Genomic DNA, 18,849 nt, shown 5'->3' on the forward strand with positions numbered 1-18,849 from the left:
CTAGACCTGCGCGCCGTCGTCCCAGGGGTCGCGCGGCCCGCGGGGCATCTGCCACACGAGGTAGAGGAAGCCGCCGACGAAGGCGGCGACCAGGCCGTAGGCGAGCAGCCGCGGGATGCCGATGCGGATGATCAGGCAGACCAGCAGGATCACCGGGGCGCCGAAGACGCCGAACCAGGCGATCCGTCGGTCCAGGCGCGCCCGCGGGACCGGCGGCGGGGGCGGCGGCACGAAGCGGTCCTCGTCGGGTGCGGCCAGCGGCGCGCTGAACCACTCGGGATCGTCGACCGGCTCGTCGAGCGGCGGATCGACCGGCTCGGGATCCGCGGTCGCGGCCTCCGGCTCGAGGTCGGGGCGGTCCCCGTAGTTGTCGACGATGGAGCGCCAGACGGCGTCCTCGTCCTCGTCGCGCTGCACGCCTCGAGGGTAGGTCGTGGGGGGATGCGGGCCTAGACCGCGGTCACTCGGGCCACGAACTCGGTGGTGCCGTCGTAGATGGCCGGGGCGTCGTGGTCGATCGTGGCCACGTGGAAGCTGTCCTCGAGGCGTACGACGCGCACGTCCCGCGACGAGACGGTGCCGGTGATCAGCGGCTCGGAGAGCTCATCGACGACGTGGTCGACCGTCGATCGGAAGTACAGCAACGGGGCCGTGACCTTCGGCAGCTCGGCCGTCAGCGCCGGCCAGGCGCCGAACATCGAGGCGGCGGCCCGCAGCGGCACCCGGGGGTAGCCATGCTCGGTCACGCCCTCCTTCTTGATGTCGTCGACGATCCCGGGCATCGAGGGGAGGAGGTGCTTCAGCACCGGCAGCAGCTTGACGTCGAAGCGCTTGGTCGCGACCGCCGGGTTGACCACGACGACGCCGGACACCCGGTCGGGGTGGTCGGCGGCCAGGCGCAGGCTCAGGGCGCCGCCCATCGACAGCCCGCTGACGACGACGGCGTCGTTGTCGAGGCAGAGCTTGTCGAAGACGCGGGTGAGCTCGCCGTACCAGTCGTCCCACGTGGTGCGGTTCATCTCCTGCCAGGTGGTGCCGTGGCCGGGCAGGCGCGGGACCTCGACGGCGTACCCCTGGGCGGCGAGGTGCTCGCCCCACGGCTTGACCGAGGCGGGCTGGCCGGTGAAGCCGTGGCTGACCAGGACGCCGACCCGACGGCCACCGGTGAGCTCGGGGCGGGCGGGGGCCGAGAGGGGGGTCGCCATGGGGTGGATCGTCATGGGCTCACTGTAGGTCCGCGTGGGGCTAGAGTTCGCGTGTCTCGGTCGGTCGTGGGAGGGGTTGTGCGGTGTTCTACTGGTTCCTGAAGTGGATCGCGCTCGGGCCGTTGCTCCGGGTCGTGTTCCGCCCCCAGGCCGTCGGCGCCGACCACGTCCCGCTGGAGGGGCCCGCGATCCTCGCGAGCAACCACCTCTCGTACGCCGACTGGCTGTTCATGCCGCTCACCCTGTCGCGGCGGGTGACCTTCGTGGCCAAGGCCGAGTACTTCACCACCCCCGGCATCAAGGGCTGGTTCCAGCGCCAGTTCTTCTCCGGCTCCGGACAGGTGCCGATCGACCGCTCCGGCGCGTCGGCGGCCGAGGGCGCGCTGAGCGCGGCCAAGCGGATCCTGGCCGAGGGCGAGCTGTTCGGCATCTACCCCGAGGGCACCCGCTCCCACGACGGCAAGCTCTACCGCGGCAAGACCGGCGTGGCCCGGCTCGCGCTCGAGTCGGGCGTGCCGGTCATCCCGGTCGCCGTCGTCGGCACCGACGTCGTCGCGCCGCCCGGCAAGAAGTTCGGCCGGCTGGTCCAGCCGGTCGTGCGCTTCGGCAAGCCGCTCGACTTCTCCCGCTACGAGGGCATGGAGAACGACCGCTACATCCTCCGGTCGATCACCGACGAGATCATGTACGAGATCATGCGTCTCTCCGGGCAGGAGTACGTCGACCAGTACGCCGCCCGCGCCAAGGAGGAGCAGAAGAAGGCGGCCGAGCAGGCCGCTGGCGAGGCGGACGAGCAGAAGAAGGCGTCCTGAGCCGCGAGTCCCATCCCCGTCCGGTCGGCTGGCGCCGTCCCGAGACGACCGTCGAGGACCGGCTGTTCCGGGCCCTGGCGGTGCTCCGCGTGGTGCTGGTGGCGAACGCCGTCGGGCTGAACGTCTACCGCGCCGACAACTACCAGCGCCCGGCGGCCGGCCTGGTCCTGGTCGCGGTGATGATCGGCTGGACCGCCTTCACGGTCTGGGCGTACGCCGACCCCGCGCGCCGTACCCGCGTCGTCCTCGGTCTGGACCTGGCGGTCGCGATGACCCTGCTGCTGGCCTCGCCGCTGGTCAAGGGCGCCGGCTTCAGCGCGACCGTGCCGGGCTTCTGGGTGATGGGCGCCCTGCTGGCCTGGGCCGTGCATTGGCGCTGGCGCGGCGGCCTGGTCGCCGCGCTCGTGCTGGCCGTCTCCGACCTGGCGATCCGCGAGGACGTCAGCCAGACCAACTACGGCAACGCCTACCTGCTGGTGATCGGGGGCGTGGTCATCGGCGGACTGGCCGAGTCGCTGCAGCGGATGGCCGAGCAGCGCGACGCCGCGGAGCGGGAGGCGGCGGCCGCGGCCGAGCGCGCCCGGTTGGCGCGGGCGGTGCACGACGGCGTGCTGCAGGTGCTCGCCCTGGTCCAGCGCCGCGGGTCCGAGCTCGGCGGCGACGCGGCCGAGCTGGGTCGGCTGGCCGGGGAGCAGGAGACCGTGCTGCGCGGCCTCATCCACGCCCAGGACGCGGTCCCTGCGGACGGCGTGGCCGGGACGGTCGACGTGGCCGCCGAGCTGGCCCGCCTGGAGCGGCCGGGCGTCGTGGTCGCAGGGCCCGGCGTACCGGTCGAGCTGGCGGGGTCGGCGGGCCGTGAGCTGGTGGCCGCCGTACGCGCGTGCCTCGACAACATCGAGCGGCATGCGCCGGGGGCTCGGGCCTGGGTCCTGCTCGAGGCGGTGGGCGACCGGATCGAGGTCTCGGTCCGCGACGACGGTCCCGGCATCCCCGAGGGCCGGCTGTCCGAGGCCGCCGACCAGGGGCGGCTCGGCGTCAGCGAGTCGATCCGCGGCCGGGTCGCCGACCTCGGCGGCACCGCCACCCTGACCACCGGGCCCGAGGGCACCGAGTGGGAGATCTCCGTGCCTCGGGAGGGCCGATGACCATCCATAGCACGCACCCGTTCGCCGACCCCGACCGCGACCCGGTACGCCGCCTCCGCGGCCGGCTCGGAGGTGCGGTCTCGTTGTGGACGGCGGGCGACCTCGCCGACCAGCACGGCCGGGCCGGGCTCACGGTGACCTCGCTGATGATCGCCGCGGGGGAGCCGACCCGGCTGCTGGCCCTGGTCGACCCGGACTCCGACCTCGCCGACGTCGTCGCCGACACCGGCCGCTGCGTGGCCCAGCTGCTCGCGTGGGAGCACCGCGACCTGGCCGAGGCCTTCGCCGGCACCGCGCCGGCACCGGGTGGTCCGTTCCGGCAGGCCGCCTTCGAGCAGACCGCCTGGGGGCCGCGGCTGGTCGGCGTCAGCGCGTGGGCGGGCCTGAGCATCGAGTCGACCACCACGGTCGGCTGGTCGAGCCTGCTGACCTGCGTCGTCGACGAGGTCGAGGTCGGCGAGGAGCGCGACCCGCTGGCCCACCGGCGGGGGCGCTGGCTGCGCCCGGCGCCTCCCCTCTAGGGTCCTGCCATGACGGAGCCCCCGATCCGCGTGATGGTCGTCGACGACCACCCGATGTGGCGTGACGCCGTCGAGCGGGACCTGCAGGCGGCGGGCTTCGACGTCGTCGGCGTGGCCGCCAACGGCTCCGAGGCGGTCGCGCGGTTCCCGGCGGCCCGGCCGCAGGTGCTGGTGCTCGACCTGCAGATCCCCGCGCCCAACGGCGTCGAGGTCACCGCCGAGGTGCTCCGCCACGACCCGTCCGCCCGGGTGCTCATCCTCTCCGCCTCCGGCGAGCAGGCCGACGTCCTGGAGGCCGTGAAGGCCGGGGCGACCGGCTACCTCGTGAAGTCCGCGTCCCGCGAGGAGCTCCTCGACGCCGTACGACGGGTCGCGGCCGGCGACACCGTCTTCACCCCCGGCCTGGCCGGGCTGGTGCTGGGGGAGTACCGCCGGCTCAGTGAGCCCGCGGCCGCCGACCCCGCCAACCCCGAGCTGACCGAGCGGGAGACGGAGGTGCTGAAGATGGTGGCCAAGGGCCTGTCCTACCGCCAGATCGCCGACCGGCTCGTCCTCTCCCACCGCACCGTGCAGAACCACGTCCAGAACACCCTGCGCAAGCTCCAGATGCACAACCGGGTCGAGCTCACCCGCTACGCGATCGAGCAGGGGCTGGACGATGCCGACGCGTAGGTACCTGCGGTGGCTGGGGCTCGACGACGTCGCGCTCCCGCCCACGCTCGGGACGCTGCGGCTGGTGCACGCGCGCCACCTGGAGCGGGTGCCCTACGAGAACCTCGGGATCATGCTCGGCAACCCGCCCTCGGTCGACCCGGCGGCGAGCCTGGAGCGGATCGCCACGGTCGGACGTGCCGGCTACTGCTTCCACCACAACGGCGCGCTCGAGCTGGTGCTGCGCGACCTCGGCTTCGAGGTCGAGCGGCGGCACGGACACGTCTGGACCGCCGGCGTCGACGGCGCGCTGCCCGTGCTCAACCACCTGGTGCTCGTGGTCCGCGACCTGCCGACCCCGGAGAACCCCGACGGGCGCTGGTGGGCCGACGTGGGCATCGGCGACGGGTTCGCCGAGCCGCTCCCGCTGGTCGACGGCACGTACGACGACGCCGGGTTCCGCTACGAGCTCACGGACGTGACCGAGGCGGGCTGGTCCTTCCGGCACGACGCGGCCGGCTCCTTCGGCGGCATCGAGGTCACCGACGGGCCGACCACGCCGGCCGACGTGCTCGACGCCCACGCCGAGCTGTCGACCCCACCCGAGGGACGGTTCACCCGGATGCTGCTGGTGCAGCGGCGCGACGCCACCGGGGTCGACCTGCTGCGCGGGTGCGTGCGCACCCGGGTGGAGCCGGGCGGACGCACCGAGTCCGAGCTGACGTCGTACGACGCCTGGCGGGCCGGGCTCGCGGAGATCGGCGTACCCCTCGACGACGTGCCGGACGACGAGCTGGTCGCGCTGTTCGACCGGACGCTGGCCGCCCACCAGGCCTGGACCTCGGCCGGTCGGCCGTGACGCCGCGATGAGCGAGCTGCTGCAGATCGCGGACGAGCTCTACGGGCTGGACCTGCCGTCGTTCACGCCGGCCCGCGACGCGCGGGCCAAGGCGCTGAAGGGCACCGACCTCGCGGGGCCGGTGAAGGCGCTGCGCAAGCCGGCGACGGCGGCTTGGGTGGTCAACCTGCTGGTCCGCCACGAGACCGAGCAGGTCGACCAGGTGCTCGCCGTCGGAGCCGCGTTGCGCGAGGCCCAGGCGGCGATGTCCGGCGACGAGCTGCGCACCCTCACCAAGCAGCGGCGCCAGCTCACCGCCGCCGTGACCACCCAGTCCCGCGCGGTCGCGAAGGAGCACGGGCTGAAGGTGACCGCGGCGGTCGCCGACCAGGTCGAGGCCACCCTGACCGCGGCGATGGTCGACGAGGGGTGCGCGGCCGCCGTACGCAGTGGGCTGCTGGTGACCGCGCTGACCGCGACCGGCGTCGACGAGGTCGATCTGGCCGCCGCGGTGGCCGTCCCCGAGGCGCTGGGCTTCCGGGCGACGGCCCGGGACGCCGAGCCGCCGCCGCGGCCCGAGCTGCACGTCGTCCCCGACCCCGACGCCGACGCCAAGGCCCGCGCCGCCGCCGAGGAGCTGCTGGAGTCGGCGCAGGCGGAGGTGGACGCCGCCCAGGAGGAGCTCGACGAGGTCGCTGCCTCGGTCGCCGAGCTCGAGGCCCGGACCATGCAGGTCCAGTCCGAGATGGACGAGCTCCGTCGCCGGCTCGCCGAGCTCGAGACGAGCGCCGAGGAGGTCGAGGACGAGCTCTCCGACGCCGAGGAGGCGCGCTCGGAGGCGGAGACCGTCCTCGAGGAGGCCACCCGGGAGCGGGACGCGGCCCGGGCCGCGCTCGACCGGCTGTCGTAGGGCCGGAGAGAGTTTCATCGGCTAGCCGATGAAGCTCCTGCCGGGACGACAGAGGTTCATCGTCCAGGCGTGAGTTTCATCGGCTAGCCGATGAAACTCACGCGGCCCCGCCCACAGGCGGGAGCGAGATCGGCAGCCGCATCCCGAGGACCAGCCGCGGGTCGCTCAGGCCGACCTCGGTGCCGGGCGGCACGAGCTCCGGCAGCACCTCAGCAGGTACGCCGAGCTCCGCGGCGCGGTCGGCGGACCAGGCCGGGTCGGTGGTGACGTGCTGGAGGCCCCGGGTCATCCGGGCGACGACGTACGACGCGACCGGGCCGGCGGCGTATCGCTCGTCGAGGACCAGCGCCCAGGTGTGCGGCTCGTGCTCGGCGACCCAGGCCAGCCCGGCCGCGGGATCGGCGGCCCGGGGGTCGGGCGCGAGCAGGGCGGGCCGGGGGGAGCCGAGGGTCTCGGTGTCCCAGAGGAGGAGCGAGGTGCTCGGGCCGGTGACGGAGAGAGCCGAGACGGCGACCTCGTCCGCGACCGTCCGCAGCACGCCGAGCACGGTTCGCCAGAGGTCCTCCGCCACGAGCTCGTTCCGGTCGGGGCCGGCGGGGTGCGGGGTGAGGGGCAGCCGGGCCGCCGTGGTCACCCGACCGTCGGCGCTCACCGACGCGGTGACCTCCGTCGGCTCCACGACGAGGGCCAGGACGGTCATGCACCCGACCCTAGGCCGTCGGGCAGGATCGTCGGGTGAGCGACGCGACGCCCTGGATCGCCTACGACTGGCCGGCCGACGGTGCCGACCCGTTCGACGCGGCCGCCCCCGACCCGCTGTGGCTGCTCGCGGACGGCGCGGGCCACTGGGGGCGGGCCTGGCCGGCGGGGGACCTGCGCGACTTCGGGTCGTACAGCGACTTCGAGCAGCGGGTGCCGATGGGCTACAAGGTCGTGGAGGTGCGGGAGCGGATCGCGCTGCTGCGAGACGGCGAGCTGGTGCACGCCGGCGCGCGGAGCAGCGCGGTGACCTGGTTCGGCCAGTGGGGCGCCGTCGGACACCTGGCCTACGCCGTCCACCCGCAGCACTGGGTGGTGGCGCGGTCGCGGGAGGAGCGGGCCGAGCGCCGTGCTGCGTGCCCGACCGAGGACGAGGTGCTGGCGGCCGCGGCCCGACTGAGCCTGGCCGAGCCGGAGGAGACCTGGCTGGTCAGCCGCCGCATCGCGATCCGGAACTGGCACTGAGCGAGGTCTACGCCGAGGCGCGGACGATCGCGAGGACCTGCTCGTCGATCCAGGACAGGTCGGGCGCGACCCGCATCTCGTAGTTCTCGGTGCCGACCCAGGCCAGGAAGTCGCGGTGCCCCCGGGCCTCGGCGAAGGCGGCCAGCTCGGCCTCGAGCTCGGGCGTCACCGGCACCTTCTCGTCCTCGGTCGACGCGGTCAGGTAGAGGTCGTTGAGGGCGAGCAGCCGGGCCAGCTCGGGGATCGGCGCGGCGGCGTCGTCGACGCGCAGGTCGACCGCGATGTCGTCGAGCCCGCCGTACCCGGCCTCGTCGCGGACGACGAGCAGCGCCGCCGACTGCCGCCCGCGCCGGTCACCGCCCGCCTCGTCACCGGCGGTGAGGGCGGCGAGCAGCCGGTGGGCGAGCGGCAGGTCGGGGGCCGAGGCCTCCCAGGCGTCGCGCATGGCGAGCACGACCTCCTCGCCGGTGAGGACGTTGCCCTGGATCGCGTACCCGTCACCGGTCACCCCGCCGGCCCAGTCGAGGCAGGCCGTCCCGGTGTGGGTGGCGGCGCCGCCGTCGACGTCGACGATGCCGACCTGGCGGTGGTCGCGGCCGTCGTCCTCCTCCAGCAGCCGCTGCAGCGCGACCGACGCGGTCGCGCCGTCGTCGAGGTGGGACAGGGCCAGGCCCTTGTAGGCGACGTTGGCGTCGGCCTGGGTGGCGATCGCCCCGACCTGGGCGACCGCAGCGGGTACGGCGGCGCCCACGGCCAGGAACCGGGAGGCGACCGCGACCCCCCAGGACTCTCCGTCGGCGGACCGGGCCACGATCGAGAACGTCATGCCGGGAGGGTAGCGGCGCGCGGCGTGCGGGTAGGGAGCGCACGTGCTCAACGACCTGGCCCGCTTCGCTCGCACCTCCGTCCTCCTGCAGATGCTCGCTCCCGGGTTCGTCACGGGCGGCCTGCTGGGCGCCTTCCTCTTCCCGCTGAACGACGAGGTCGGACGCGGGGAGCTGGGCCTGATGCTCGTCGCCTTCCTGGCGATCCCGGGCTGGGCCGTCTGGCACGTCGTCACGGTGCGCCGGATGGAGCGCCGCTTCTGGGCCGAGGTCGTCGCCGGCTCGCAGGAGCTGGTGGAGGGGGCCGTGGTGGCGGTGCCGGTCCCGGCGCGGGTCGTCCGGGGTCGGACCAAGCCGGCGCTGCCCGCCTTCGGTCTGGCCGGCGGTCGGGTGCCGGGCGCCGCGGTGGGTCTCGTCGTCACGGCCGTCGGCGACGGACCGGCGCGCCGGGTGGGGCTGCTGGCCCCGGCCGGCGTGGTGCTGCCACCGGGCGCGCCGCTGCTCGTGGCCGTGCACCCGGAGCGGGCCGAGGTCGCCGTCCTGGAGGACCGGGTGAGCGCCGGGGAGGTCGCCGCCACGGTCGGCGACCCGCGCTGGGAGCAGCCGCTGCCGACCGACCGGAGGGTGATCGGAGGCTGGTCGGGGATCGTGGGGTTCGCGGTCCTGGGCCTTCTCGCGGGCGCCGCCCTGGGCTTCGTCTGCGCGCGGCTGCTGGTCGTGTGACCCACGTCGCACTAGGGTCGCTGCGAACCGTCCCACCCGCCTCAGCGGAGGAGAGCAGATGCGCGTCGGAGTGCTCACCGGGGGCGGGGACTGTCCTGGCCTGAACGCCGTCATCCGGGCGATCGTGCGCCGTGGGGTCCGCGACCACGGGTTCGAGTTCGTGGGCTACCGCGACGGGTGGAAGGGCCCGCTGGACGACCTCACGATGCCGCTCGGGATCGAGCAGTGCCGGGGGATCCTGCCGCGCGGTGGCACCATCCTCGGGTCCTCGCGCACCAACCCGTTGAAGGTCGACGGCGGCGTCGACCGGATCCGCGAGAACCTGGCCCGCGACGGCGTCGATGCCCTCGTCGTGATCGGCGGCGAGGACACCCTCGGCGTCGCCACCCACCTGGCCGACCTCGGCGTCGCGGTGGTCGGGGTGCCGAAGACCATCGACAACGACCTGTCCGGCACCGACTTCACCTTCGGCTTCGACACCGCGGTCAACATCGCGACCGAGGCCATCGACCGGCTGCACACCACCGCGGAGTCCCACCACCGGGTCCTGGTCGTGGAGGTGATGGGCCGCCACGCCGGCTGGATCGCCCTGCACGCCGGGATGGCCGGTGGCGCCAGCGCGGTGCTGATCCCGGAGCAGCCGTTCGACGTCGAGGCGATCTGCGCCCACGTCGAGACCCGGTTCCAGACCCAGTACGCCCCGATCATCGTGGTCTCGGAGGGCGCGGTCCCGGTCGAGGGCGGGGCGATGACCGTCCACCCCGGCGAGGTCGACGCCTTCGGCCACGTCCGCCTCGGCGGCATCGGCGACCGGCTCGCCGTCGAGATCGAGCGTCGTACCGGCAAGGAGGCGCGGACCGTCGTCCTCGGCCACATCCAGCGCGGAGGCACGCCCACCGCCTTCGACCGCTGGCTGGCCACCCGCTTCGGCCTGCAGGCCGTCGACGCGGTCGCCGAGGGCGACTTCGGCACCATGATGGCGCTGCAGGGCACGAAGATCGTCCGGCTCCCGCTCATCGAGGGCACCGGCGCGCTGAAGCTGGTCAGCCCCGAGGAGTACGCCGAGGCGCAGGTCTTCTTCGGCTGAGGCTCAGTGTCCCGCTGACACGTCCAGGTCGCGCGGCGCCAGCCACCAGACCAGCGCCGCGGCCGCGAGCATGACGAGCCCGCCGGCCAGCCCCGCCCAGGCCAGGGAGTGAGTGAACGCCTCGGTGGCCTGGGCCGCCAGACCGGGGCCGGCGACGTCCGCGACCTCCAGGGCTCCGCCGAGCGAGTCGCGGACCACGCCCGACGCCTCGGCGTCGAGTCCGGCCGCAGCGAGGTCGCGGGCCGGGAGGTCGGCGCGGTAGACCGCGGCGGCCAGGCTCCCGAGCACCGCCACCCCGAGCACGCCGCCGATCTCGTAGCTCGACTCCTCGATCGCGGCCGCGCTGCCGGCCTTGGACTCGGGCGCGCCAGACATGATCGCGGCCGAGGCGACGGCCAGCGACCCGCTGCCCGCGCCGACGAGGACGAGGGAGGCGGCGACACCGAGGTACGACAGCGGCTCGGGGAGCAGGAAGACCAGCAGGAAGCCGAGTCCGCCGACCGCGAGTCCGCCGGCGAGGACGGGCCGAGCGCCGATCCGCTCCGCCAGAGCCGGTGCGAGGGGCGAGCACACGACCCCCGCGACCGCCATCGGCAGCAGCGCGAGGCCGGACTCCAACGGTGACCAGCCCCGGACCAGCTGCAGCCACTGGCTGAGCAGCAGCAGCGCGGCGATCGAGGCGATGCTCGTGCAGAGGGCGGTCACGGTCCCGGCGGTGAACGCCCGGCTCCGGAACAGCCGGACCTCCAGGACGGGGTCGGGCTGGGCCAGGCAGCGCCGTACGAACAGCACCAGCGCGGCGACCGCCACCGCGGCGGTGCCGACGCCCTCGGCGTCGATCCCGTGCTCGCCGGTGTGCTTGACGGCGTAGACCAGCGCGACCATCCCGACCACCGAGAGCACGGTGGCCAGCGGGTCGAGGGTGCCGGGCCGGTCCGAGCGGCTCTCGGGCAGCAGGAGCAGGGCGGCCACGATGGCCACCGCCATCACCGGAACGTTGACCAGGAAGGCCGAGTGCCAGCTGAACGCCTCGAGCAGCGCGCCGCCGATGATCGGGCCCAGGGCGGCGCCGACCGCGGCGGTGGCGCCCCACCAACCCAGGGCGGTGGCGCGCTGGCGCGGGTCGGTGAACAGCGCCCGCACCATCGACAGGGTCGACGGCATGATCATCGCCCCGCCGACCCCGAGCAGGGCCCGGACGGCGATCACGCCCTCGGGACTGTCGACCAGCAGGACGGCGACCGACGCCGCCCCGAAGGTCGCGAAGCCCGCCACCAGCATCCGGCGTCGGCCCCAGCGGTCGCCGAGCGCACTGGCGGTCACCAGCAGACCGGCCAGCACCAGCGCGTAGACGTCGACCATCCACAGCTGCTCGACCGCGCCGGGGCGCAGGTCGGCCGCGATGGCCGGCAGGGCCAGGCTGAGGATGGTCATGTCCATGACGACGACCAGCAGGCTGGCGCAGAGGACGGCGAGGCCGGCCCACCGCTTCGAGCTGCTCATGCCGACGCTCCCGACAGGAAGGTGCTGACGACGACGTCGGCGGCGGTGCGCGGGGCCAGGTCTCCCGCGCGCAGCGCCTCGCGCACCGAGACCATCACGCCGTACACGAGGTGGCTCAGCCACGCCGCCGGTACGTCGGAGCGCAGCACGCCGGTCCGCTGACCGGCGGCCATCAGCTCCACCTCCACCGCCTGCAGCGCCGTCATCCGCGCGAGCAGCTCGGCGTCCTCGACCATCGAGTCGTCGGTCAGCACGAAGGCGAAGTCCTCGGCGTCGCGGGTCAGGGCGGCCAGCATGCCGCGCAGGCACTCGCGGACGACGTCGGCGTCCTCCGAGACGGTCGCCTCGCGCACGCCGGTGGTCGCCTGGGTCGTCTCCCAACGCTCCATGCTGCGCTCGCCGATGGCCCGCACCAGGTCGGCCCGGGTCGCGAAGTGCCGGTGCAGGGTGGCCCGGCCCACGCCGATGGCCGCGGCCACCTCGGACATCGAGGTCGCGGGGTGGGCGTTCAGGTGGTGAAGCGCGCCGTCGAGCAGCTGGTCGCGGGTGGCCACGACGTACCTCCGTGAGACGTGAATGGATCGAATGAGACAATTATGTCTCATCCTGGTCCGGTCCGCCAATCCGGCGAGGTTTCGCCCCGAGGGGTGAGGGCAACTGGCCACCCATGACCGCAGCCAGCAGCGACCAGGTCGACGTCAACGGACCCGAGCCCGACCTGAAGCGGGTGATGGGACCGAAGCTCCTCCTGCTCTTCATCGTCGGCGACATCCTCGGTGCCGGCGTGTACGCCGTGACCGGTCGCCTGGCGGGCCAGGTGGGTGGCATCGCGTGGCTGCCGTTCCTGGTCGCCTTCGCGGTGGCGACGCTGACGGCGTACTCCTACCTGGAACTGGTGACGAAGTACCCGCAGGCGGCGGGCGCGGCGCTCTACACGCACAAGGCGTTCGGCATCCACTTCGTCACGTTCCTGGTCGCCTTCACGGTGGTGTGCTCGGGCATCACCAGCGCCTCGACCTCGTCGGGCCTGCTGGCCGAGAACCTGCTCATCGGCCTCGACGAGCTGCTGCCGGGGATCCCCACCAGCGACACCGCCAGCCTGGTGGTCGCGCTGCTCTTCATGGGTCTGCTGGCCGGGATCAACCTGCGCGGCGTGGGGGAGAGCGTGAAGTTCAACGTGATCCTCACCCTGGTCGAGATGGCCGCGCTGGCGATCGTCATCGGGATCGGCTTCTACGCGGTGACCGGCGGCGACGGCGACCTGAGCCGGGTGACGGTCTTCGAGAGCCCCGACGACAAGGGCCTGTTCATGGCCGTCACCGTGGCCACCGCGATCGCGTTCTTCTCGATGGTCGGCTTCGAGGACTCGGTCAACATGGTCGAGGAGACCAAGGACCCCCTGAAGATCTTCCCGAGGATGATGCTGACCGGTCTCGGCATCGCGGTCGTCATCTACATGCTCGTCGCCGTCACCGTGGTCGCGGTCATCCCGCCCGGCGACATCGCGAACCCGAAGAACGCCGAGGCCGGGATCCTGCTCGACGTCGTCCGGGTCGGTGCGCCCGACCTGCCGATCGACAAGATCTTCCCGTTCCTGACGGTCTTCGCCGTCGCCAACACCGCCCTGATCAACATGCTGATGGCCAGCCGGCTCATCTACGGCATGGCCCAGCAGGACGTGCTGCCGCGGACCCTGGGCCGGGTGCTGCCGGTCCGCCGCTCGCCGTGGGTCGCGATCCTGTTCACCACGGTCCTCGCCCTCGCGCTGATCGTCGTGGTCCGCACCCAGTCGGACACCACGGTCGTGGCGGCGCTGTCGGGCACCACCTCGCTGCTGCTGCTCGCGGTGTTCACGATCGTCAACGTCTGCTGCCTGGTCCTGCGCCGCGACCCCACGCCCGAGCGCGCCTTCCGCGCACCCACGGTGATCCCGATCGTCGGCGCGATCGGCTGCGCCTTCCTGCTCGGGCCCTGGGCGCGACTGGAGGCCGACATGGTCCAGTACAAGATCGCCGCCGGACTGCTCGGCCTCGGCATCGTGCTGTGGGCCTTCACCTGGCTGACCAACCGCGGCATCCGCGCCAAGAAGACCGGCTTCCGCGACATCGAGCACCTGGAGGACTGAGCACCGTCCGGGGCGAGTCCCGGAAGACCGGTGCCGGGTCGAGTGGCGACGCGGCCGACGGACGAGGACGCGGGAAGCGAATCGAGACCGAGTCTCACGGCCCCGCGACGAATCGGGGCGGTACGGCGGGCCGCCGTACCCTGGAGGGGTGAGCACCATCCCCTCCCTGGCTGACCTGCACGCCCTCGGCCCGGCCCAGCAGCCGACCTACCCCGACCGCGCGAAGGTGGACGCCGCCGTCGACCGGCTGCGGACGATGCCGCCGCTGGTCTTCGCGGGGGAGTGCGACGAGCTGAAGGACAAGATCGCGGCCGTCACCCGGGGTGAGGCGTTCATCCTCCAGGGCGGCGACTGCGCCGAGACGTTCGCCGGCGTCACCGCCGACAACGTCCGCAACAAGCTGCGGGTGCTGCTGCAGATGGCCGTCGTGCTGACGTACGCCGCGTCGGTGCCGGTCGTGAAGCTCGGCCGGATCGCCGGGCAGTACGCCAAGCCGCGCTCCAGCGACAACGAGACGCGCAACGGCGTGACGCTGCCGGCCTACCGCGGCGACGCGGTCAACGGCTACGAGTTCACCGAGGCCTCCCGGGTCCCCGACCCGCAGCGGCTGGTCGACGTCTACAACTCCTCGGCCGCGACGCTCAACCTGGTCCGCGCCTTCGTCACCGGCGGGTACGCCGACCTCCGCCAGGTGCACACCTGGAACACCGACTTCGTGAAGACCTCGCCGTTCGGCCAGCAGTACGAGGCGATGGCCCACGAGATCGAGCGCGCGCTCACCTTCATGAAGGCCATCGGCGCCGACCCCGACGAGTTCCACCGGGTCGACTTCCACTCCAGTCACGAGGCGCTGGTGCTGGAGTACGAGCACGCCCTCACCCGCATCGACTCGCGCACCCAGCTCCCGTACGACGTCTCCGGCCACTTCGTCTGGATCGGCGAGCGCACCCGCCAGCTCGACAACGCCCACGTCGAGCTGCTCAGCCACATCCAGAACCCGATCGGCGTCAAGCTCGGCCCGACCACGTCGGCCGACGACGCCCTGGCGCTGGCCGCCAAGCTCAATCCGACCAACGAGGCCGGCCGGCTCACCTTCATCACCCGCTTCGGCGCCGGCAGGATCCGCGACGGTCTCCCGTCGCTGATCGAGAAGGTCACCGCCGAGGGTCTCCAGGTCGCCTGGATCTGCGACCCCATGCACGGCAACACCTTCGAGGCCAGCTCGGGCTACAAGACCCGCCGCTTCGACGACGTCATCGACGAGGTCCAGGGCTTCTTCGACGTGCACCGCGCGCTCGGCACCTGGCCCGGCGGCCTGCACGTCGAGCTCACCGGCGACGACGTCACCGAGTGCGTCGGCGGCGGCGAGGAGCTCACCGACATGGACCTCTCCGCTCGCTACGAGTCGGTCTGCGACCCGCGGCTCAACCGGGTCCAGTCGCTGGAGCTGGCGTTCCTCGTCGCGGACATGCTGCGGTCCTCCAAGCCCTGATCGCTCTGGGCGCTTCGTCGGTCGAGTAGCCGTCGAGGAACGAGGCGGCGTGTCGAGACCATCAGCGGTCTCGATACGCTCGCCGGCGCTCGCTACTCGACCACCGAGGGACAGTGATGATCGATCTCCGCTCCGACACCCTGACCCGACCCACCGAGGCGATGCGTACGGCGATGGCCCGGGCCGAGGTCGGCGACGACGTGTACGGCGAGGACCCGACGGTCCGGGCGCTGGAGGAGCGGGTCGCGGGGCTGTTCGGCCACGAGGCGGCGCTGTTCACGCCGACCGGCTCGATGGCCAACGTGCTCGCGGTGCGCACCGTCGTCCAGCCCGGGCAGGAGGTGCTCTGCGAGTCGCGGGCCCACATCGTGCGGGCCGAGCTGGGGGCCCACGGCGCGTACTCCGGCATCACCTCGCGCACCTGGATCCACCCGCGCGGCCAGGTCGACCTGCCGGTGCTGCGCGACCTGTTCGCCCCCGACATGGGGCACTACTTCGTGCCGACCGCGGCGATCTCGGTCGAGAACACCCACAACTTCGCCGGGGGAGCGGTGCTGCCGCTGGCCGACCTGCGAGACCTGCGCGAGTTCGCGACCGCCGCCGGCGCGAAGGTGCACATGGACGGCGCCCGGGTCTGGAACGCGCACGTCGCGACCGGCACGCCGCTGCAGGAGTACGGCGCGGTCGCCGACGTGCTGGCCGTCTGCCTGTCCAAGGGCCTGGGCGCGCCGGTCGGATCGCTGGTGGTCGGCTCGGCCGACGCGATCGCCGAGTCCCGGGTGTGGCGCAAGCGGATGGGCGGCGGCATGCGCCAGGTCGGCCTGCTGGCCGCGGCCGGCCTGCACGCGCTCGACCACCACGTCGAGCGGCTGGCCGACGACCACGCCCACGCCCGGCTGCTCGCCGAGGCCGCGGGCGGCGACCCGGACGCGGTCGACACCAACATCGTCGTGGTCGACCGGCCCGACGCGGCGTCGTACGTCGCGCGGGCCCGCGAGGCCGGGGTCCTGGTGGCCACGGTCGGGCCCACCGCCGTACGCCTCGTCACGCACCTCGACGTGAGCCGCGCCGACGCCGAGCGGGCCGCGAGCGTCCTCGCGAGCCTCTGAGAAAAAACTTCCGGAGCGGTGTCGATCGCGGCGTTCCCCGTTCGACTGACGGGTGAGAGGGTCCCACCGGGACCCCGATCCGACAGGAGAGCACCATGAAGTACATGCTGATCATGCGCGGGACCGACGAGGCCGTCGCGAGCTATGCCGACGTCGACTTCGACCAGATGCTCGAGGCGATGGGCCGCTTCAACGAGGAGCTGATCGCCGCCGGCGTGCTGCTCGCCGCGGAGGGCCTCGACGACGCTGCCCAGGGCGTCGTCGTCGACTACTCCTCCGAGCCGCCGGTCGTCACCGACGGGCCGTACGGCGAGACCAAGGAGCTGTTCGGCGGCTTCTATCTCCTCGAGGTGGCCTCGCAGGAGGAGGCCGTCGAGTGGGCCCGTCGGCTGCCGATGACCCGGCCGGGGATCAAGACGGAGATCCGCCGGGTCCCGAGCATCGACGAGTTTCCGCAGGACAACCCGTGGATCCAGAAGGAGCGGGCCTGGCGCGAGGCCACCGGCCAGCTGTGACCCGGTCGTGACCAGGGAGGCGGTGGCGGCGGTGTGGCGCATCGAGTCGGCCCACATCGTCGCCACCCTGGCCCGCTACACCGGCGACTTCGCGCTCGCGGAGGACCTCGCCCAGGAGGCGCTCGCCGAGGCGCTGGTCGGCTGGCCGCGCGACGGCGTACCAGCCAACCCGGCGGGCTGGCTGCTCACCGTCGGGCGGCGACGGGCGATCGACGGCTTCCGGCGGCGCGCCGCCCGCGACGAGCGGTACGCCGCGCTCGCCCGCGACCCGGGGGTCGACCGGCCCGCCGACCCCGACCTGCTCTGGGACCCCGACCGGATCGAGGACGACGCGCTCGCGCTGCTGTTCGTCTCCTGCCACCCGGCGCTGTCGCCGGAGTCGCAGGTGGCGCTCACGCTCCGGGTCCTGGGCGGCCTGACCAGCGACGAGATCGCCCGCGGCTTCCTGGTGCCGACCGCGACCGTGCAGGCGCGGATCACCCGGGCCAAGAAGACGCTGGCGGCCGCCCGGGTGCCGTTCGAGGTGCCGCCCGCCGCGGAGCGTCGCGAGCGGCTCGGCCCGGTGCTCAGCGTGCTCTACCTGATCTTCACCGAGGGGTCCTCGGCGACGTCCGGTCGCGACCTGATCCGGGTCGACCTCGCCGTCGAGGCGACCCGGCTGGCCCGGGTGCTGGCCCGGCTGGTGCCCGAGGAGCCGGAGGTCCACGGACTGCTGGCGCTGCTGGAGCTCACCGCTGCTCGGTTCCCTGCGCGCCTGGACGCGGCCGGCGACCCGGTCCTCCTGGAGGACCAGGACCGACGCCGCTGGGACCACGCCGCGATCCGTCGCGGCCGGGCGGCGCTGACCCGGGCCGGCCAGGTCGGCCGCGGCCTCGGGGCGTACGGCGTCCAGGCCGCGATCGCCGAGTGCCACGCCGTCGCGCCGTCGGTGGCCGCGACCGACTGGGAGCGGGTGGTGCTGCTCTACGAGGCGCTCGGCCGCCTCGCCCCGTCACCCGTCGTCGCCCTCAACCGGGCGGTCGCCCTGGCGATGGCCGAGGGCCCGGCGGCGGCCCTGGCCGCGGTCGACGAGCTGGTCGCCGAGGGCCGGCTCGCTGGGTCCCACCTGCTCCCGAGCGTCCGCGGCGAGCTGCTGACCCGACTCGGGAGGACCGACGAGGCACGCGTCGAACTGGAGGCCGCCGTCGTCCTCTGCCCGCAGGAGCGCGAGCGTCGGCTGCTGCGCCGCAAGATCGCCGCGCTGGACGGTTGACCCTCAGACGGGGCCACCTCCTGCCGATGGATCGCCCATGCCTTCCCCCGTCCTGACCGCGCTCGCCACCCGGCCCCGGCGGCCGCTCGCGAGCCGGCCGACCGCGCTGGTGATCGAGGACGCCGAGGAGTTCGCCCGGCTCTCCCGGCGCATCCTCGAGCAGGGTGGCTACGAGGTGCACCAGGCCGCGTCGGGCGAGCGCGGGCTGGACGCGGCCCGGGTCCACGACTACGACCTGGTCCTGATCGACGTGGCCCTGCCGGGCATGGACGGCTTCGAGGTCTGCCGGCGGCTGCGCACCTTCACCGACGCGCACGTGGTGATGGTCACCGCGCACGGCTCCGAGGTCGAGAAGGTCATCGGCTTCCGGCTCGGGGCCGACGACTACGTCACCAAGCCCTACTCGCCGGTGCTGCTGGCCGCCCGCATCGAGGCCGTACGACGTCGTCCGCGCGCGCCGCGCGCCCCCGAGGTACGTCGGGTCGGCACGCTGGAGCTGGACGTCGCGGGCCGCGAGGTCACGGTCGCCGGGATCCCGCTGGCGCTGACCCGGATCGAGTTCGACCTGCTGTCGGCGCTGACCGCCTCGCCGCGCAAGGTCTTCAGCCGCAGCGAGCTGCACGAGGACGTGTGGGGCCGCACCTACGAGGGCGACCTGCGGGTCGTCGACGTCCACATCGGCAACCTGCGCCGCAAGCTCCGGGCCGCCCCCGGCTCACCCGATCCGATCACGACGGTCCGCGGTCTCGGGTACCGTCTCCAGTCCGGGGCCTGACCGCCCGGACGGCCGACCGGGGGGCGGCCCCACCTTGATCGAATTCACACGTAGTCTCAGGTCTTCCTTGCGCTTCGGCTGACATCGTGACTGCCATGCTCGACGTCCGTGCTGCCCGCTCGCGGGCCCGCCGGGCCG

21 protein-coding genes are annotated in these 18,849 nt (G+C 73.5%); 15 read left to right on the plus strand and 6 right to left on the minus strand.

Annotation, left to right across the window (positions count from 1 at the left end):
- Nucleotides 1–417 carry a hypothetical protein gene (locus tag V7S47_RS10635; protein WP_336561537.1) on the minus strand — a complete coding sequence of 139 codons (417 nt, stop codon included), beginning with the start codon at nt 415–417 and terminating at the stop codon, nt 1–3.
- 32 nt (nt 418–449) lie between these two features.
- Nucleotides 450–1,220, minus strand: coding sequence for an alpha/beta hydrolase (locus V7S47_RS10640; protein WP_336561538.1), 771 nt, complete (start codon nt 1,218–1,220; stop codon nt 450–452).
- Between the two features lie 68 nt (nt 1,221–1,288).
- Between V7S47_RS10640 and V7S47_RS10645 the strand changes: the two genes are divergently transcribed.
- The 6 genes from V7S47_RS10645 (at nt 1,289) to V7S47_RS10670 (ending at nt 6,082) form a co-directional block, all read left to right on the plus strand.
- A complete protein-coding gene (locus V7S47_RS10645; RefSeq protein ID WP_336561539.1) occupies nt 1,289–2,017 on the plus strand; it encodes a lysophospholipid acyltransferase family protein in 729 nt (242 codons plus the stop codon).
- Between the two features lie 80 nt (nt 2,018–2,097).
- The gene (gene macS / locus V7S47_RS10650) at nt 2,098–3,162 is read left to right on the plus strand and encodes a MacS family sensor histidine kinase (protein WP_442945343.1); all 1,065 of its coding nucleotides are present in this window, start codon (nt 2,098–2,100) and stop codon (nt 3,160–3,162) included.
- Entirely contained in the window at nt 3,159–3,683 is a 525-nt protein-coding gene (locus tag V7S47_RS10655; protein WP_336561540.1) for a flavin reductase family protein, read from the plus strand. The genes macS and V7S47_RS10655 overlap by 4 nt, the downstream gene beginning before the upstream one ends.
- A 9-nt stretch (nt 3,684–3,692) precedes the next feature.
- Nucleotides 3,693–4,355 (plus strand): response regulator, encoded by a 663-nt coding sequence (locus tag V7S47_RS10660; RefSeq protein ID WP_090852294.1) that lies wholly within the window; start codon nt 3,693–3,695, stop codon nt 4,353–4,355.
- Nucleotides 4,342–5,193, plus strand: a complete 852-nt coding sequence (locus V7S47_RS10665; RefSeq protein WP_336561541.1) for an arylamine N-acetyltransferase family protein — start codon at nt 4,342–4,344, stop codon at nt 5,191–5,193. The genes V7S47_RS10660 and V7S47_RS10665 overlap by 14 nt, the downstream gene beginning before the upstream one ends.
- Nucleotides 5,194–5,200: 7 nt before the next feature.
- A complete protein-coding gene (locus tag V7S47_RS10670; RefSeq protein ID WP_336561542.1) occupies nt 5,201–6,082 on the plus strand; it encodes a hypothetical protein in 882 nt (293 codons plus the stop codon).
- Nucleotides 6,083–6,179: 97 nt separating this feature from the next.
- On the opposite strand, the gene V7S47_RS10675 is transcribed toward V7S47_RS10670, so the two are convergent.
- On the minus strand, nt 6,180–6,782 hold the full coding sequence (locus tag V7S47_RS10675) for a hypothetical protein (protein ID WP_336561543.1): 603 nt from the start codon (nt 6,780–6,782) through the stop codon (nt 6,180–6,182).
- A gap of 35 nt (nt 6,783–6,817) precedes the next feature.
- Here V7S47_RS10675 and V7S47_RS10680 point away from each other — a divergent pair, with 35 nt between their 5' ends.
- Complete coding sequence (locus V7S47_RS10680; protein ID WP_336561544.1) at nt 6,818–7,306, plus strand: hypothetical protein; 489 nt, start codon at nt 6,818–6,820, stop codon at nt 7,304–7,306.
- Between the two features lie 7 nt (nt 7,307–7,313).
- Here the strand turns inward: V7S47_RS10680 and V7S47_RS10685 are convergent, their stop codons facing one another.
- Nucleotides 7,314–8,132 carry a DUF1028 domain-containing protein gene (locus V7S47_RS10685; protein ID WP_336561545.1) on the minus strand — a complete coding sequence of 273 codons (819 nt, stop codon included), beginning with the start codon at nt 8,130–8,132 and terminating at the stop codon, nt 7,314–7,316.
- Nucleotides 8,133–8,175: 43 nt separating this feature from the next.
- Between V7S47_RS10685 and V7S47_RS10690 the strand changes: the two genes are divergently transcribed.
- Both V7S47_RS10690 and V7S47_RS10695 read left to right on the plus strand, forming a co-directional pair.
- On the plus strand, nt 8,176–8,853 hold the full coding sequence (locus V7S47_RS10690; RefSeq protein WP_336561546.1) for a hypothetical protein: 678 nt from the start codon (nt 8,176–8,178) through the stop codon (nt 8,851–8,853).
- Nucleotides 8,854–8,911: 58 nt separating this feature from the next.
- Nucleotides 8,912–9,940 carry a 6-phosphofructokinase gene (locus V7S47_RS10695; protein WP_336561547.1) on the plus strand — a complete coding sequence of 343 codons (1,029 nt, stop codon included), beginning with the start codon at nt 8,912–8,914 and terminating at the stop codon, nt 9,938–9,940.
- Between the two features lie 3 nt (nt 9,941–9,943).
- On the opposite strand, the gene V7S47_RS10700 is transcribed toward V7S47_RS10695, so the two are convergent.
- Both V7S47_RS10700 and V7S47_RS10705 read right to left on the minus strand, forming a co-directional pair.
- Nucleotides 9,944–11,443: an MFS transporter gene (locus tag V7S47_RS10700; RefSeq protein ID WP_336561548.1), complete on the minus strand. Its 1,500-nt coding sequence runs from the start codon at nt 11,441–11,443 to the stop codon at nt 9,944–9,946.
- Nucleotides 11,440–11,997 carry a TetR/AcrR family transcriptional regulator gene (locus V7S47_RS10705; protein ID WP_336561549.1) on the minus strand — a complete coding sequence of 186 codons (558 nt, stop codon included), beginning with the start codon at nt 11,995–11,997 and terminating at the stop codon, nt 11,440–11,442. Before V7S47_RS10705 ends, V7S47_RS10700 begins: the two co-directional genes overlap by 4 nt.
- Nucleotides 11,998–12,110: 113 nt before the next feature.
- On the opposite strand from V7S47_RS10705, the gene V7S47_RS10710 reads away from it, so the two are divergent.
- From V7S47_RS10710 to V7S47_RS10735, 6 genes are all read left to right on the plus strand, one after another.
- Entirely contained in the window at nt 12,111–13,568 is a 1,458-nt protein-coding gene (locus V7S47_RS10710; protein ID WP_336561550.1) for an APC family permease, read from the plus strand.
- Nucleotides 13,569–13,716: 148 nt separating this feature from the next.
- A complete protein-coding gene (locus V7S47_RS10715; protein WP_336561551.1) occupies nt 13,717–15,060 on the plus strand; it encodes a class II 3-deoxy-7-phosphoheptulonate synthase in 1,344 nt (447 codons plus the stop codon).
- Nucleotides 15,061–15,176: 116 nt separating this feature from the next.
- Nucleotides 15,177–16,169 (plus strand): threonine aldolase family protein, encoded by a 993-nt coding sequence (locus V7S47_RS10720; protein ID WP_336561552.1) that lies wholly within the window; start codon nt 15,177–15,179, stop codon nt 16,167–16,169.
- 95 nt (nt 16,170–16,264) lie between these two features.
- Complete coding sequence (locus V7S47_RS10725) at nt 16,265–16,684, plus strand: YciI family protein (protein WP_336561553.1); 420 nt, start codon at nt 16,265–16,267, stop codon at nt 16,682–16,684.
- 7 nt (nt 16,685–16,691) lie between these two features.
- The gene (locus V7S47_RS10730) at nt 16,692–17,936 is read left to right on the plus strand and encodes an RNA polymerase sigma factor (protein ID WP_336561554.1); all 1,245 of its coding nucleotides are present in this window, start codon (nt 16,692–16,694) and stop codon (nt 17,934–17,936) included.
- 37 nt (nt 17,937–17,973) lie between these two features.
- Entirely contained in the window at nt 17,974–18,711 is a 738-nt protein-coding gene (locus tag V7S47_RS10735; RefSeq protein ID WP_090852249.1) for a response regulator transcription factor, read from the plus strand.
- The last annotated feature ends 138 nt before the right edge of the window (nt 18,712–18,849 follow it).

It is taken from the genome of Nocardioides sp. CCNWLW216, from assembly GCF_037120545.1.
GTDB classification, from domain to species: Bacteria; Actinomycetota; Actinomycetes; order Propionibacteriales; family Nocardioidaceae; genus Nocardioides; species Nocardioides lianchengensis.